Below are 14,410 nucleotides of genomic sequence, written 5' to 3' on the forward strand. Positions count from 1 at the left end.
TCTGCCTAATGACCTAGATGGACTATCTCTCGTATTCATCCTCAAGTCGAGTCCGCTATGACATACACCCTGGAGCAACTTGCTGAACGCCTGCACGCATGTGAGGTCGACTTAGAAGCGCATCGGGGATACCTCAAAGCGATGGAGTACGCGCTCGGCGCGACCATCGCCACCCACAGTGATCCGCCATCATTGCGCCGGATCTGGGACCTGATGTTGGTGGAAGCGGCGGACACTCATGCCGGCCTCGATGGCCCGATCTTCACCGCTGCCTTTCAGCAGTCTCTTCGGATGCTCACCGAACAGATATCCCTGATGGACCCAGGCCCTACCAGCCAGCGCCCAATAGATCAGTAAGGATCTGCTCCAGCTTGGTGGCCGCCTCCCGCTGAGAGCTGACCTTGATCGAAAGGCCGCTTTGAGCGGGACCAGGACGAGTCTCAAACCGAGTGATGGTTCCACCCCCGTTTCCATCCACCTCCACTCTGGCGGTTATGATTCTGCCATTGGCGCTGAACGTCCAATCCTGGAAGGCGTGCATTTCTATGCTCGAAGCTGGGTTGTGCAGAATAACCTGCACCAGCCGGCTCTAGGACCACCCGGCTCGACAAGCCCCCTGTTACGCAACCGATCGGGGTGTTGCCGTCCTTGCTCGTTTTTCAAGATCCTGCGCTGTACCCACGTTTTCGCGGGTATTTGCGCCGCAGTGCCATCAAGCGCTCCGGCATTGAAAGCAAACCCTCATCCTGAAACGAACCCCAGTTGCGCCCTCCTACGTGCCCACGGCGCGCACTAGGCCTCGGCTGGCTCGCGGTGTCGGGCAACGAGCTCGGCGAGCTGCTCCATGCCCGTCACGGGCTCAAACCTGCCCTTCAAACGCTGTGAGAAGTTGGTCCAGTCCGCTCGAACCAAGGTCTTCAAACAGGGAGTGGACACCCGCATGAACAGCAGAGGCTGATCGGAGAAGCGAAGCCTTTGGACAGCACCTCTAGCGAGCTGCACAAGCTCTGAGTGGATGTCCAGCGACTCCACATAGACCATCGTCGCACCTACCGCGCTGGCGGTCCCCTCAAGGTAGGTGAAAAAGCGGCTTCCATCGAAGCACACAACTGCGCGCGAACCACATGCCTCATTGAACTCAGCGCCGGCTGCCATCAGCTCGGCAATCCGCACTTCAGTCAGCTCCTCTACTGCTGAGCTTACAAAGACAACCGAGCAATTGAGCATGCCTAACAACCTCGAGTTAAGGCGTCAGCCTACGCCGCGCTTTGTGCTCTGGGTGTGCAGGAAGCAAAGGCGAAAGCGAGAGGTCAGTCAGTCGCGGGACCTTCACGCTCGCGCAACTATTCTCGCCGACGCCGCTCAATGCTGAGCGGTCAAGAACGGCATCGGACTCTTCTTGCGCAACTCGCAGGAAGCGATCAGCCCAGAGTCATCGCCACTGCATGATCAAGAGCAATCCCCTACACGCTCCGCCCTTCGAACTAAACTCACCTCAATTCGTCTGGAAAACCAGGTTCAAGGACAAATGTGTCTATACCGGATGCGGAGTGGGTCTTCCCGGGCGAATTGACAGCGATCACCGTGCCGAAGTCCACGCAACCAAGCAGGCGCTCGCAGCCCAGCTTGCGCATGTTCGGCTCTCGCAGTGCCACGAGGTGTTCGTCAGGAACACGACTGCCGCATTGATCACCGTCCACCATTTCCTGTCCCAGGCGGCGGAAAAGGATGCTGTCTTCTTCCTCTGCGCAAATGCGGAGGTCGCTGGGGAGATCATGGCGGCGCTCAACGTGGATGACAGACCGGCTTGAAGGTCTCTGTTCGTCAAACGCGCCATTGCACGATGGAAAGAGGCTGAGGCCTGCATTAGCACGCCGCACAAGCAATCGCCTGGCTATACAGGCAATCCAGGCGCACCCGTATCGAGCGGCAGCTCCATCTTTCTCGGTAAGGCGCAGGGACGAAAGAGACCAGGATGGCCCGACGATCGTTAGTAAGCCAGGGCATGCAAGGCCACCCATGAAGACTTCGAGCATATCCAACCCCGGCGCACTGTAACACCCGACCTGATGCCGGCCGCCGCTCACCGAAGCACAGGCCAAGAATGCTGAAGCGCTCAATTTTCTCATCATGCGCGTCCAAGCGGCGACCCGCTCCAAAAGCTACCCCAGGGGGGATGGGCGAGTCCCGACTCCGCTCTCCAAACGGCACGGAGTATTCCGATTGGACCGCAGCATTCGGACGCCTCCGCCGTGGGGAGTCGCTCTGGGGGCCAATCTAAACGCCATATAGCAACACGCAGACACTTCAAAGATCCGCCCAGACCTGAACAGGACTATGTCTTCACGAAACGTCCACACATTCTCGATAGTGCCTCCATGTTACGCGGATAGGCTGTGCACCTTTCCTTCCGCCTCCTGCCTTGAACCGACTCCACCCCAAGCTGAATGAGATGGACGTGCGCGGCGCCTATATCGCGTGGTGCACCCCCTCTCCTTTCGTACTGGCAGTAATCGCCGCGTTAACAGCGTGCTGGCTGATACTAGATGCCGCGCCTGCCCTCGCCGTCTTTGCAGGGCTTGGAGCAAGTGCTCTGGTATGGTTCCAGAGCGCAGGGCCAAGGCAGCTGGTACGTTCCGGAACAGTCGCATCGGCGTTACTGGTGGGACTCTCCGCATGGCTGACCATGGGTCCACGTCCACATCCGCGTGAGGGGCTGTGTACCTTGATCCTGTGCGCACTACTGGCGCTGGTGATGACCATGGTGTTGGTACGTGTGCAAGCGGTCCTGGAAATGGCAACCCGTCTTCAAGCGCGCACCCTGGCGACCCCACTGGAAACCGACTGTAGCCTGCCGCCGGCAGCACTCTCAGCTCAACTGATGCACGCACTGTCTGACGGAAAGCCGCTGCATCCGGACGTGCGCCGTGTACTGACTCAGGTGGCACTGTCGTGCGCGGCTGCGGAGAAGGCGCAGTGCTCGAGAATGCTCCGATCACGCTCATTCAGCGCATTGCCTGTTCCATCACAACAACACCCTTCTCAATGAACAACACACACCGCCAAGCACGATCGCCATTGGTTCTGATCGCTGAAGATGAAGGCGACATCGCGGACATTCTGAGCGCTTATCTAGGCCGCTCAGGGCTGCGCAGCGCCCGTGCTGTGGATGGTGAATCTGCGCTTGCGCTGCACCGTCAACTGCGCCCTGATCTCGTCCTACTGGATGTGCAAATGCCGAAGCTGGATGGTTGGCAGGTGCTCACGGAGCTGCGCCGCAGGGGCAACACTCCCGTCATCATGCTCACCGCACTCGATCAGGACGTGGATAAACTAACCGGTCTGCGGGTCGGCGCGGATGACTATGTGGTCAAGCCCTTCAACCCGGCGGAGGTCATTGCCCGGGTCCAGGCCGTACTTCGCCGCAGCGCAGCGGCGGAGATTGGAGATACAGGTTCACCAACAGATGTTATCCGCCAAGGGCCTTTGGATATTGATCTGCTTAGCCATGAGGTCTTTGTACGCGATCATCAACCGCAGCGGGTGCCAGAGTTGACCTACACCGAGTTTCGCCTGCTGGCACACTTGGCTCGCGCGCCACGTCAGGTGCACAGTCGTATAAGTTTGCTCCACGCTTGTCTGCCCGAAGGCGAGACACAGGAGCGCACGATTGACAGCCATGTCAGCAAACTGCGTCGAAAGCTTGAGTCTGTCGGAATTAACGGCATCCCGGCAACGGTCCGCGGTGTCGGTTACCGCTTCTTGGAGTAAAGCATGGCTATCACCGGCAGGACCATCGGCCACCAGATCACGCTGTCCATCACGATCGCTGCGGTGGCGTCGGCGATACTTTCGATTGGCGGCTTCTACTTCTTGTACTACTTGATAGTGAAGCTGTATCCCAACTGGTATCAAGAGCCAGACTCCATGACTCCATCGGGACTTGAGTGGCTCTGGATCGCCCTGACGTCGATTGTGGTGGCCGTGCTGGCTGCCCTAGTTGCTTCAAGGCTGACTCGCCGCATCATTACGCCGCTAAACTCCGTGGCTGAGAGCCTGCGCAGTGTTGCCAGCGGCGACCTGAACGCACGAGCCCGCGGAGGAGACAGCTCGATGGTGGAAGCAGCTGCACTGGTCCGCGATTTCAATTCAATGGCCGAACAGCTGAGTCAGATGTCCAGAAACCGGGTGTTCTGGAATGCAGCAATTGCGCATGAGCTCCGCACACCGATCACCATTTTACGTGGACGCGTACAGGGCATGGCCGATGGAGTGTTCGAGCCAGGACCGGAACAATTCGATAAAATGTTGACCCATCTCGAGGGGTTAACCCGCATCATCGAAGACCTGCGGGTCGTCAGTCTCGCCGAGAGCGGTCATCTTGATCTCCGCCTCCAGCGAGTTGACGTCAGCGAAGAAGTCAGAGAGGTTGTAGATGCGATGTCCGATTCATTGAGAGAAAGCGGCTTCACGATCTCGGTCGACGCGCCGTCGTCACCCGCTGATTGTGACCCGTCGCGCATCCGCCAAGCGACTCTGGCTCTCTTGGAAAACGCTCGTCGCCATGCCACGCCCTGCCCTCTGCGTATCCGAGTTGTTCGGGATCATGGCGAGTGCATGATCGCGGTCCAGGACAGCGGGCCAGGTGTACCCGAGGCCCTGAAGGAAACAATCTTCGAAGCATTTCAAAGGACTGACCTCTCGCGCTCCCGCCAAAGCGGCGGTTCCGGACTGGGTTTGGCGGTGGTGCGCGCAATTGCTGTCGCCCATCAAGGCACAGCTCAGTGTCGCTTGAACGAATGCGGAGGAAGTTCGTTCGAGATCCGATGGCCCGTACATACTCCCCGCTGAACGCCGCGCGCCTCTCCACGCAATCTCCATCGTTCCTCCACGCCCGCTCCAAAGCGGTGACGATACTGGGAGAAACGAGGAACGTGACGCTCTCATGACGAATTCACTTGGCCCGGCTGCGGCGGCCAGAAGCATTGGCCAGCAGAACGCCGCCGCCACCTTGAAGGCCATCCTGCGAACCTACCCACTGCAGCTCGCAGGTACGTTCTCGCTGGTCGCGCTAGAGAACGCCCTGATGCTGGCCTACCCCCTGTTCGCGGGCTTTGCCGTGGATGCAATTATCCGCGGGAATGTGCAGCAGGCCATCACGTATGCTGGAGTGGTTCTGCTTTTCTGGCTAGTTGGTGCAGCGCGTCGCGCAGTCGATACGCGCACCTTCACTCGGATCTATGCAGACCTGGCGGTCAATGTGGTGCAGGCCCAGAGGCGTCTCGGTCAGACCGTGTCCACGTCAGCCGCGCGCGTGGTGCTGGCACGGGAGTTCGTGGACTTCTTTGAGAAGCACGTGCCTATTATCGCCACGGCTCTAGTGTCGATGTTCGGCGCTGCGGCGATGCTGCTAGCGATTGAGCCATTGGTGGGTACGGCCAGCGTTGTCACCCTGCTCTTCGCGTTGCTGCTGTTGCCGGCATTCGCACGGCGCAATGAACAACTACATGGCCGACTGAACAATCGCCTCGAGCACGAAATACGGCTAGTCGACCGAGTCAGCCCCTCGGTACTGCGCCGCCACTACACCACGCTTTCACGTCTACGCATCTTGCTGTCTGACCGTGAGGCTGGTGCATTCTTGGTGAGCGGTACTGCGGCGGCCACACTATTCGCTTTGACTATAGCGCGGCTCGCAAGCACCGATCACGTGACGCCTGGCCATGTCTATGCGGTGATGACCTACCTTTGGACCTTCGTCGGCAGTTTGGACGACGCACCGTCGATGGTGGATCAGCTGGCAAGACTGAAAGATATTGGCCGTAGGGTTAGTCCTGGAATAGAGGAACGCGACGGCGAGAGAGCGCGATGAAGCGCATCTGTACCGCTGTAGTCGCCACGAACTGAGTTCTCACCTCTTCCGTAGTTCTCTGTGGTGAACCCGCACCAATCGCCCGATGTGCCCCGGCACATCAGTCGCTAGATCCTTTGCTTCTTCGGAGTACAAAGCGGGTCGCGACGCCAGAATCGCTTAAGCAGTGGATCGGCGGTGTTGCATTGCGCGTGATCATCCATCGTTAACCCCACTTCCATAACTCGACTCTCGTGGATCGAGGTTCTTCTCGGATATCAATGAATGAGTGCTACGAACAAAATTCGCTTCATATCGTGTCTTGCGCTCGCGAGTCTTCTGGCGGCCTGCGGGGGCAGTAAGGAAACGAGCTCAGAGGAGCCTAGCGCACCGACGTTCGAGATCGTGACCGTCCACGCCGGCGAACAGTCGGAACAACAGGAATGGCCCGGTCGGATCTCTCCAGTCCGAATTGCAGAGATACGCTCGCGCGTTGCTGGCATCGTGCTCAGTCGCGAGTTCGAGGAAGGGGCCGAAGTGAAGGCGGGCCAGGTCCTGTTTAGGATTGATCCATCAGCTTTTCGTGCCGAGCTATCGCGAGCCGAGGGGGAGCTGGCAAAGGCGAAGGCTGAACTCAATGAGGCTCGCACTCAAGAGCGCCGACTCGGTCCGCTAGCAACCATCAAGGCGATCAGCCAACAGGACTACGAAGTCGCACTGACTCGTCTGAGAACCGCCGAGGCGGGGCTGCAGTCGAACAAGGCCGCAGTCGAGAGCGCGAAGATCCAGCTCGGGCACGCCACGGTACGATCCCCCATTGACGGACGGATCGGCCGAGCCCTGGTCACGGAAGGAGCGCTGGTAGGCCAAGATAGCAGCACCGCCATGGCTATCGTTCAGCAGCTGGACCCGATCTACGCCGATTTCAGCCAACCCGCAGGCGACATGTTGCGCATGCGCGCCGCGGCTACCGGATCAGCGGGTGCTGGAGACCCAACTGTAACCATCGAGATCCCGGAGACGGGCGCCGTACGTTCAGGCACGCTGCTGTTCACGGACATTGCCGTCGACCCGGAAACCGAACGCATCGCCATGCGCGGCCAGTTCCCAAACAGCGATGGCATGCTGCTCCCAGGCATGTTCGTGCGCGTTCGCATCAACACCGGGAAGGCGTCTCCTGTAGTTCTTGTTCCGCAGCGTGCTATCCAGCGCGACGCCGCTGGCAAGGCATATGTGATGTTGGTCGGCGACGACAATGCTATTCACGTCCGAAAGGTCGAGACTTCCCGCATGCAGGATGGTAACTGGCAGGTGATCCGAGGCCTGCGTGAAGGTGAGCGTGTAGTTGCCTCCGGTGTTGAAAAAGTCAAAGAGGGCATGAAGGTGCCTAGCGCTAAGACTCGCACCCAGACCGCTCCAAGTCCAACTCAGACCTGACGACTTGATGCCTGGAAGAAGGGCATTCATTGAGCGGCCATTCCAGCTCTGACTAAGAACGCGAAACCGGAACATTCTCATGTCCAGATTCTTCATCGAACGACCCAACTTTGCCTGGGTCGTGGCAATCTTCATCTGTTTCGCAGGAATGCTGGCAATCCCGCGTCTCTCCGTTGAGAAGTACCCTGAGGTTGCACCTCCGCAGGTGAGTATTGCCGCGTCGTACGCTGGAGCGTCTGCGAAAGTTGTCGATGAGACTGTGACAAGCATCATTGAGCAGGAGCTCAATGGCGCGCGCAACCTGCTGTACTTCCAGTCCAACAGCTCCAATGGCTCCGCCGAGATCACGGCGACCTTCAAGCCCGGCACCGACCCGAACCTCGCCCAGGTCGACGTACAGAACAGGCTCAAGAACGCTGAATCCCGGCTGCCGCCTACGGTGACGCGCAGCGGAATACAGGTCGAGCAGGCAAGCGCAAGCTTCCTCATGATCTACACGCTAACCTATAGAGACGGCGTTCAATCTCAGGACGTCGTCAAGCTCAACGAACTCGCGGCACGTAGCGTCAACGATGAGATTCGCCGCATCCCCGGCGTCGGCCGCGTCCAGTTCTTCGGTGCGGACTCGGCAATGCGAGTTTGGATCAATCCGCTGAAGCTCGCTGGGTTCGGCTTGTCCATACAGGACGTCAACAGCGCTATCACCGCGCAGAACATCCAGGTTCCTGCGGGCAGCTTCGGTGACTCTCCTGCAGAGCCTAGCCAAGAGCTAACCGCGAACCTGCTGGTGCAGGGCACGATGTCCTCACCAGAAGAGTTCGGGCGAATCATCTTGCGCGCCAAGCAGGATGGCTCAATTGTGCGTCTGTCGGACGTAGCGCGACTGGAAACGGGTCTTCAGGACTATCGCTTTGCAACCGAGAGCAATGGCAAGGTCTCGGCGAGTGCTGCAGTGCAGCTTGCTCCCGGCGCCAATGCGGTCGCAACCGTGGCGTCCGTCAGGAATCGCCTTGCCGAGCTCTCGAAGACGTTCCCCGCTGACGTCACGTACTCCGTTGGGCTTGACAGTTCCAAGTTCGTGAATGTCGCCATCAAGAAAGTGCTGATGACGCTCGCTGAAGCCATCGTACTCGTATTTCTGGTGATGCTTCTGTTCCTGCAGAACATCCGCTATACGATCATCCCGACCATCGTCGTCCCAGTGTGCCTTCTGGGAACATTGGCTGTGATGGGCATTATCGGCTTCTCAGTCAACATGATGACGATGTTCGGCTTGGTGCTTGCCATCGGCATTCTCGTGGACGACGCGATTGTCGTAGTCGAGAACGTTGAGCGCTTGATGGTTGAAGAGGCGCTTTCACCCAAGGATGCCTCGATCAAAGCAATGAAGCAGGTGAGCGGCGCGATTGTCGCCATCACGCTGGTTCTATCTGCGGTGTTCCTACCCCTCGCCTTCATGCAGGGCTCCGTTGGCGTCATCTATAAGCAATTCTCTGTCGCGCTGGCGGTCTCGATCCTTTTCTCAGGTTTCCTGGCGCTGACCATGACACCAGCCCTGTGCGCGACGCTCCTCAAGCCCGTTGAGGCAGGGCACCACACTGAAAAGAAGGGATTCTTCGGTTGGTTCAACCGCTCGTTCGGGCGTGCCACCAACGCCTACGATGCAACCAACAAGCGACTCATGCGCAGGAGCGGGCGGCTGATGCTTCTCTATGCGTCCCTATTGGGGTTGCTTGCAGTCATGTACCTGCGTCTACCCGAATCCTTCGTCCCTCCCGAGGATGAGGGCTACATGATGCTGGATATCCAGCTGCCTCCAGCCGCTTCGGAATCCAGGACGCGCAAGGTGGCCGCGCAGGCAATCGAGTACTTCGCGACGCGTCCAAATATTGAGGAGGTCACTGTCATCTTCGGCTTCAGCTCCTCTGGTTCCGGCGCCAATGCGGCCATGGCCTTCCCCACATTGAAAGACTGGTCCGAGCGCGGCCGCAAAGAGACTACGGCAACAGAAGTTACTGCAGCCAATGCGTTCTTCGCAGGTATCAAGGATGGCACCGTGCTGGCGATGAGCCCTCCACCAGTAGATGGACTTGGCAATTCCGGAGGCTTCTCGATGCGGATCCAGGATCGCGCGGGAGTCGGGCGTGAGGCTCTGACCACCGCGGTAAACCAGCTCTTGGAGCGCGCCGGAAAATCCTCAAAGATCGCGTATGCCGCTATCGAAGGCATTCCCGACGCACCGCAGCTTAGGCTGAAGATTGATCGTGAGAAGGCCGAGGCACTTGGTGTGAGCTTTGATAACGCCACTAATGTGCTGTCCAGCGCCTATGGATCGGCAATGATCAATGAGTTCGTGAACAAAGGACGAATGCAGCGCGTGGTAGTTCAGGGCGATACACAGTATCGAATGTCGCCTGACTCATTGAAGGATCTCTACGTCACTAGCCGAGACGGTAAGCAGGTTCCGCTTACCTCCTTTACTGATACTTCTTGGGAAGTTGGCCCGGTACAGATCAGCCGCTACAACGGTTATCCGTCGTTCGCGATCACTGGGGACGCCGCGGCAGGAAGCAGCTCGGGCCAAGCACTTGCGGAGATGGAGAGAATTGCCTCGCAGTTGCCCGAAGGCATTGGGTACGAATGGACCGGCCTGTCCTTCCAAGAGAAGCTCGCAGGTTCGCAGGCGCCCGCACTGCTGTCGATCGCGCTGGTCGTTGTATTCCTGCTCCTGGTCGCTCTCTATGAGAGCTGGTCCGTTCCATTGGCGGTGATGCTGATTGTTCCGATCGGCGCAATCGGCTCGGTTGCAGCAGTCAGCCTGGCTGGAATGTCCAACGATGTGTACTTCAAGGTTGGCCTCATCACCATCATTGGCTTGGCGACGAAGAATGCAATTTTGATCGTGGAGTTCGCCAGGGAACTGCATGCCGAAGGCATTAGCGTCTTCGAGGCGGCGCTGCGGGCGGCAAAGCTTCGTTTCAGGCCAATTGTGATGACCTCGCTTGCGTTCATTCTCGGCGTGGTCCCACTCACCATCGCGTCAGGCGCTGGTGCGGCCAGCCAGAACGCCATCGGCACAGGCGTGATCGGTGGGATGCTGGCAGCCACCGTTCTAGGTGTCCTCTTCATTCCAATCTTCTATCACTGGGTGATGTCAACGTTCTCCAAGGATCGAACGCGCGATAGCTCCGCAGACACTGACTTGTCGCGGAAGACGAGCTAGTGCCGACACATGCCCCCCCACCGCCTCATCGGCAGCCATCATGAGTAACGCGACGGCCGTTAAAGCAGGCTCTGCCAGCGCACTTGAGGCCACAAGCTACGATCTCGGGACAGGGCTTTGCATTACTGGATTTGGACTTCTTGTGACGAAGCTCTATACAGCTGGAATCGAGGTCCCGCCAGAAGTGCAAGACCTGATTCCGGAAGAGGCGACTCACTCGATCGGCGAAACCGCAATGGCGGCGGGAAGCCTAGCGACTGGTGATGCAGAGGTATTGATGGGTGCTGCTCGCCTGGCTTTTTCTCAGGGTCACGGAGTAGTGCTGCTGATGGCCGCCGGCGCAGTTGCCATGCTGTCCGCTAGCCTGTTCTTTATTCTCAAAGACTCGCCAGCCCATCAAGTCAATCCTTTGCAGCCCACGAAGTAGCGCATGCCCAGCCTCATCGTTCGGTGCAGAATTCATCACGTCTCGGTACACTGCCATGACTGATACAGGTCTGTTCTACGTGCTGGAAATCGAACCCTTGAATGACATGCGAGGGAACATCCAAAGCGTCGTGTCCATCTGCGTGCGCTGCAGTGTTTGCCAGCATGTCAATCATTTGAAGTGGCCTGCTCTTCAATCCATAACGGGCGGAACGGTTCTCGCGTGCACTGACTGCGGAAATCGGCAATCGGTAAGCAACGCCCGACTCGTCGTGGAAGTCGCCAAGCCTTATGTTGGGGACCCGATAAGCTGACTACTGAGTCGCTCGACCCAACTTCTGGCGCGAGATCAGAGGAGTCAGAGCCAGGCCGAAGAATGCTCGCAGCTCGCAGCTCGCAGCTCGCAGCTCACAGCTCACAGCTCACAGGTCGTGCCCTCCACCAAGCAGGCGTCGCCGCTGTAGTGGTCACCGCGACAGCCCAAAACAATTTCAGCGCCTCACTGCGCTGGTAGGCACTTACACGTAGGCGCCTCAGCTGTCGGAACCTGCAGCAATCAACATCTCGGAAAATGCGGTTCGTCAAGAACTACAACGCCACTCCTGAGCGCGCTTCGGTCGACGCTACCATCCGGACATTCTGCATATTGGCTGCGGTTGTCCCATCCGAGCTGGCCGCCGACAGGCTTCACGCCGCCTTTCAGATAGTGCAACCCATTTCGCGGTTTCACCTAGTACTGCGAACTGCCCTGCAAATCTGCGAATAAGCCTTGGGATACGATTGCGATCCTCAAAATGGATGATTAGATGCGTTAATCTTCAACAGAGGTAGAGACGATGGACCATGATCGCGGGGATTGGAGGGAAACACGCTTGACTAACAATTGGCGGCAGGCCACCGAGGCCCTCCCAATCTTGATCGTCGAACGGAACGAAGCTTCCGTCATGGGCACCGACGCGTTGATCGCTGCGGCCCAAACCGGCCTCAGGGACGCCTGCGAGAACTACCTGACGGCTTTGATCGAGCATCGAAGGGCGTAGGCGGCCACCGTCGCCGGCGTCTTTCGCGAACCGCCGAAAGGGGGGCACTTGCCCCCCTTTGACGGTTCTCAGAAGCTCCCGGCCCGCCCTACAGATTGGTGGCGCGCCACACGCGCCCGATCAACCCGCCCACCAGTGGCGCAATCGGGAAGACGGTGTAGAGGGCGGCCAACGCCAGCGGCGGGACGGAAACAAAGAAATTGCGTTCCGATTCAACCAGGCCGGGGTAGAAAATTCCCACACCGATGCTCGCCAGCTGGATCGCCACCACGACCAGCGCGCCCATCATTGCCCCTTTCCAGAAGCCGCCGCGCCTAGGCTTCAGGAAGGGATTAGCCGCCCTGGCTGCCCGAACGCGCGCCGCCCGCCAGTTCAGCACGTAAAGCAGCAGTAGGAGCGCCAACAAGCCGACTCCAGCAGCGAACGCTGCCAGGGCCTGCCAAGCAGACCCCAGCTCTTCAGAAATCTCTGCACCGCCTGCGAAGGCAAGCAGGCCAGCACCGCCCAGGAGGACCGTTGCGGGTGCAAGCAGGCCCCACTGCATATGGGACGCCGTCGAGTGAGAGCGGACATGGGCATTCATGGAACCTCCAAATGAGCGGAAACGAGGGCGGGTTACAAGGACCGATCAGGGCTTCTTCTGTGCGTCGATGAGCACCCACTGCCCTGCCCGCTTTTCGAACACCAGGTCTACCCGGGCCGGCACAGGTGCAGGAGCCTCCTTCAGTTGGCGACCGCCCTCGAAACCGATCACATCGAGGGTGCCGCCCGTCACGCACGTCGTTCGCTCGGGCCCGGTCTGACTACAGTCGGCGCTCAAGTTGTCCCAGCCACGCACTTCCACGCGCTGCCCCAGTTCGGCCACCAGGTTCGCGTTCAAATACTGCTCGTAACCCTTCGCCACCTGCTCCACCGACGGTCCCTGGTCCGCCTTGCTGCATGCGGCCAAGACGACCACGACTACTGCAGCGGGCACCATTCCACGCTTCATGCACCTTCTCCTTGGTTCTTGGTGACGTCTACTTCGATCGTTTCGTTCCGGTAGCCCAAGCTCACTTTCTCGACCGTGACGTCCATCTTGGGCTCCGTGCCGTCGATCCAAACCCGATTGACGGAGAAGACGACGCGGTCGTCTTGGAACAAGCGGCCTTGCCGCGACAGGTTGGCCGCTTCAGCGGGGTCCATCCGGATCAGCAACCGGTAGCGCCCCGCGTTCGGCGGGCTGGACACGCCCGTGGGCGTCTTGCGGATCCAAGGGACGAAGTTCTTTCCGGTGACACTCAAGCCAGCAAGTGAGATCTGCGGCATCGGCACGAACACTTCCATGACGCCCCGATCCGCGTTGTAGCTGACCCCACCCAGCGCCTTGAAGTTCGGGCGAACGGCATATCGTCGGATCCCCTTAAATCGCTCCAGCCGGGCGTCGAAAGCAGGCCCGAAGCGCTGCTCGATCACCGCCGCAGGCGGCTCCGCCTCTTTGCTGCCCGTCGTCCTCTTTGCGGCCACCCACGCCTGCCGCAAGCACCACTGCCGTTTGTCAGGCCTCAACTGGTAGGCGGAATGGGCCATTGCCAGCAGGCCCATGTCGCACATGTCGATCCCTTGCGCGCCGGTGGAGGACAGCCCTTCGCGCAGGTGCTGAGCGCCCTCGAGGGCGTCCTCGTCCAAGTCCCAATAGATGCCGGCCTGCTCGGCGTACAGGGGATGGGCCACCTTGGCCTGTGACCCAGACTTTCCAGAAAGGACCCCACCGATCTGCCGAAGCAGGCCCGATGCGGTCGTGGATTGGGCGCTGGCGCCCGTCGATACGGCCAGCGCGAGCGCGCCAGCCAGAACTGCCCCGTTCTTCATACAGCCCCTCGTTCCTTTGGATGGACTTGCCACGGACTTACGTGCCACGTAGAGTCTACCCGTGACGTAGGGCTTGGGTCATCATCGGTGCATGCCTGCACTGCATCCGTTCAGCCTGTGACTACGCCGACAACCCCGCGAGCGATCGTGGCCGCGCGCTTGCGTCAAGCCCGCGAATGGCGGGGCCTGAGCCAACGGGAAGTGGGGATGCGAATGGGGCTGGACAAAGACACGGCGTCGGCACGAATCTCCCGCTACGAGTCGGGGGCGATGTCTATCAGCCTCGAAGCACTTTTCGAGCTGGCGCAGGCGCTGGACGTGCCGCCTGCCTACCTGCTGGCGACCACGCCGGCGATGGCGGACGCCATTTTGGCGCTGGGCAATCAAAACGAGGCCCAGCAGGCCAAGCTGTCTCAAGCCCTCGAAGGGCTTGCCGCGCTTCCACCGGGGAAGCGGAAGCAAGCCATTGAGCGTCTCTTGGCGCATCCCGAATAGGCGATGGCGATTGTCAGAGATTGGAAGCCAGCATTTCTAAGGCATCTCAACAGAGTCAGCTTGCCCGCATCCTTGACACGGGCCGTC

The 14,410-nt window shown here is 59.4% G+C and carries 13 protein-coding genes; 9 read left to right on the forward strand and 4 right to left on the reverse strand.

Annotation, left to right across the window (positions count from 1 at the left end; genetic code table 11):
• Positions 1-57: 57 nt before the first annotated feature.
• Positions 58-357, forward strand: a complete 300-nt coding sequence (locus ACZK0Z_RS16660; protein ID WP_065183090.1) for a hypothetical protein — start codon at positions 58-60, stop codon at positions 355-357.
• Positions 358-792: 435 nt separating this feature from the next.
• Here ACZK0Z_RS16660 and ACZK0Z_RS16665 read toward each other — a convergent pair whose 3' ends face one another.
• Positions 793-1,227 carry a BLUF domain-containing protein gene (locus tag ACZK0Z_RS16665; protein WP_197577805.1) on the reverse strand — a complete coding sequence of 145 codons (435 nt, stop codon included), beginning with the start codon at positions 1,225-1,227 and terminating at the stop codon, positions 793-795.
• Positions 1,228-1,445: 218 nt separating this feature from the next.
• Between ACZK0Z_RS16665 and ACZK0Z_RS16670 the strand changes: the two genes are divergently transcribed.
• The 7 genes from ACZK0Z_RS16670 to ACZK0Z_RS16700 all read left to right on the forward strand — a co-directional run bounded on the left by ACZK0Z_RS16670 (position 1,446) and on the right by ACZK0Z_RS16700 (position 10,938).
• On the forward strand, positions 1,446-1,811 hold the full coding sequence (locus ACZK0Z_RS16670) for a hypothetical protein (RefSeq protein ID WP_197577806.1): 366 nt from the start codon (positions 1,446-1,448) through the stop codon (positions 1,809-1,811).
• 1,234 nt (positions 1,812-3,045) lie between these two features.
• On the forward strand, positions 3,046-3,771 hold the full coding sequence (locus ACZK0Z_RS16675) for a response regulator (protein ID WP_032954087.1): 726 nt from the start codon (positions 3,046-3,048) through the stop codon (positions 3,769-3,771).
• Between the two features lie 3 nt (positions 3,772-3,774).
• Positions 3,775-4,851: an ATP-binding protein gene (locus ACZK0Z_RS16680; protein ID WP_005416065.1), complete on the forward strand. Its 1,077-nt coding sequence runs from the start codon at positions 3,775-3,777 to the stop codon at positions 4,849-4,851.
• Positions 4,852-4,945: 94 nt separating this feature from the next.
• Entirely contained in the window at positions 4,946-5,872 is a 927-nt protein-coding gene (locus ACZK0Z_RS16685; protein WP_005416064.1) for an ABC transporter six-transmembrane domain-containing protein, read from the forward strand.
• Positions 5,873-6,256: 384 nt separating this feature from the next.
• Positions 6,257-7,288: an efflux RND transporter periplasmic adaptor subunit gene (locus ACZK0Z_RS16690; RefSeq protein WP_336339790.1), complete on the forward strand. Its 1,032-nt coding sequence runs from the start codon at positions 6,257-6,259 to the stop codon at positions 7,286-7,288.
• 79 nt (positions 7,289-7,367) lie between these two features.
• Positions 7,368-10,511 (forward strand): multidrug efflux RND transporter permease subunit, encoded by a 3,144-nt coding sequence (locus ACZK0Z_RS16695; protein WP_197577808.1) that lies wholly within the window; start codon positions 7,368-7,370, stop codon positions 10,509-10,511.
• Between the two features lie 40 nt (positions 10,512-10,551).
• Positions 10,552-10,938, forward strand: a complete 387-nt coding sequence (locus ACZK0Z_RS16700; protein ID WP_197577809.1) for an MFS transporter — start codon at positions 10,552-10,554, stop codon at positions 10,936-10,938.
• A 1,127-nt stretch (positions 10,939-12,065) separates the two neighbouring features.
• Here the strand turns inward: ACZK0Z_RS16700 and ACZK0Z_RS16705 are convergent.
• Genes ACZK0Z_RS16705 through ACZK0Z_RS16715 form a run of 3 tightly spaced genes read right to left on the reverse strand, consistent with a single transcriptional unit; the run spans position 12,066 to position 13,828 of the window.
• Positions 12,066-12,560: an ABC transporter permease gene (locus tag ACZK0Z_RS16705; RefSeq protein ID WP_308303961.1), complete on the reverse strand. Its 495-nt coding sequence runs from the start codon at positions 12,558-12,560 to the stop codon at positions 12,066-12,068.
• A 45-nt stretch (positions 12,561-12,605) separates the two neighbouring features.
• The gene (locus ACZK0Z_RS16710) at positions 12,606-12,968 is read right to left on the reverse strand and encodes a hypothetical protein (RefSeq protein ID WP_197577810.1); all 363 of its coding nucleotides are present in this window, start codon (positions 12,966-12,968) and stop codon (positions 12,606-12,608) included.
• Positions 12,965-13,828, reverse strand: coding sequence for a hypothetical protein (locus ACZK0Z_RS16715; protein ID WP_197577811.1), 864 nt, complete (start codon positions 13,826-13,828; stop codon positions 12,965-12,967). Before ACZK0Z_RS16715 ends, ACZK0Z_RS16710 begins: the two co-directional genes overlap by 4 nt.
• Before the next feature lie 207 nt (positions 13,829-14,035).
• On the opposite strand from ACZK0Z_RS16715, the gene ACZK0Z_RS16720 reads away from it, so the two are divergent.
• A complete protein-coding gene (locus ACZK0Z_RS16720) occupies positions 14,036-14,323 on the forward strand; it encodes a helix-turn-helix domain-containing protein (protein ID WP_232054054.1) in 288 nt (95 codons plus the stop codon).
• Positions 14,324-14,410 lie beyond the last annotated feature (87 nt).

The sequence above is a fragment of the Stenotrophomonas sp. 116085_Sma genome (genome assembly GCF_056479585.1).

Coding starts and splice junctions, on each gene's coding strand:
- ACZK0Z_RS16660 (WP_065183090.1), top strand. CDS start 58: ATGACATACACCCTGGAGCAACTTGCTGAACGCCTGCACGCATGTGAG.
- ACZK0Z_RS16665 (WP_197577805.1), bottom strand. CDS start 1,227: ATGCTCAATTGCTCGGTTGTCTTTGTAAGCTCAGCAGTAGAGGAGCTG.
- ACZK0Z_RS16670 (WP_197577806.1), top strand. CDS start 1,446: ATGATCAAGAGCAATCCCCTACACGCTCCGCCCTTCGAACTAAACTCA.
- ACZK0Z_RS16675 (WP_032954087.1), top strand. CDS start 3,046: ATGAACAACACACACCGCCAAGCACGATCGCCATTGGTTCTGATCGCT.
- ACZK0Z_RS16680 (WP_005416065.1), top strand. CDS start 3,775: ATGGCTATCACCGGCAGGACCATCGGCCACCAGATCACGCTGTCCATC.
- ACZK0Z_RS16685 (WP_005416064.1), top strand. CDS start 4,946: ATGACGAATTCACTTGGCCCGGCTGCGGCGGCCAGAAGCATTGGCCAG.
- ACZK0Z_RS16695 (WP_197577808.1), top strand. CDS start 7,368: ATGTCCAGATTCTTCATCGAACGACCCAACTTTGCCTGGGTCGTGGCA.
- ACZK0Z_RS16700 (WP_197577809.1), top strand. CDS start 10,552: ATGAGTAACGCGACGGCCGTTAAAGCAGGCTCTGCCAGCGCACTTGAG.
- ACZK0Z_RS16705 (WP_308303961.1), bottom strand. CDS start 12,560: ATGAATGCCCATGTCCGCTCTCACTCGACGGCGTCCCATATGCAGTGG.
- ACZK0Z_RS16710 (WP_197577810.1), bottom strand. CDS start 12,968: ATGAAGCGTGGAATGGTGCCCGCTGCAGTAGTCGTGGTCGTCTTGGCC.
- ACZK0Z_RS16715 (WP_197577811.1), bottom strand. CDS start 13,828: ATGAAGAACGGGGCAGTTCTGGCTGGCGCGCTCGCGCTGGCCGTATCG.
- ACZK0Z_RS16720 (WP_232054054.1), top strand. CDS start 14,036: ATGCGAATGGGGCTGGACAAAGACACGGCGTCGGCACGAATCTCCCGC.